General features: G+C 44.7%; 1 protein-coding gene. It reads left to right on the forward strand.

The genetic code is table 11. From position 1 onward, the window contains the following. Positions 1-568: Rossmann-fold NAD(P)-binding domain-containing protein (locus HC175_RS16775; protein WP_479685236.1), on the forward strand; the 568-nt coding region annotated here is incomplete at both ends.

The raw sequence follows: 568 nt of genomic DNA on the forward strand, positions 1-568 counted from the left end.
TTTTGACCTTCCTAAAGCTGAAATCCTTCCCGATCTTAATGCCCTGTTGGCAGAGCTGGATAAAATCTCAGTTCCGCCATTAAAGATAGTCCTTTCCGGAAGCGGAAAAGTTGCTCATGGGGCACGGGAGATCCTTGATCATCTAAAAATCCGGAAGGTGGAAGTTGATGATTTTCTTCAGAAAGATTTCGATGTACCGGTTTATCGTCACATTGATGTGATGGAATATAATAAGCGCCGGGATGGAGGAGAGGGCACGAACAGGGAATTTTATAATCATCCGGAAAAATATGAATCCGATTTTCTCCGGTTTGCCCATACTGCCGACTTCTTTATCGCAGGTCATTTTTATGGGCAGGGTGCGCCGGTTTTCTTTACTGCTAAAGATGCCAAACACCCCGATTTCAGAATAAAATATATAGCGGATATTTCCTGTGACATCAATGGGCCTCTTGCCAGCACAATTAGGCCCTCCACCATTGCAGAACCATTTTATGGATATGATGCCGCAGAGGAGCGGGAGGTGGATTATAGGGAGGAAAAGGCCATTTTAGTTATGGCAGTAGAC

It is taken from the genome of Salinimicrobium oceani, assembly GCF_012037645.1.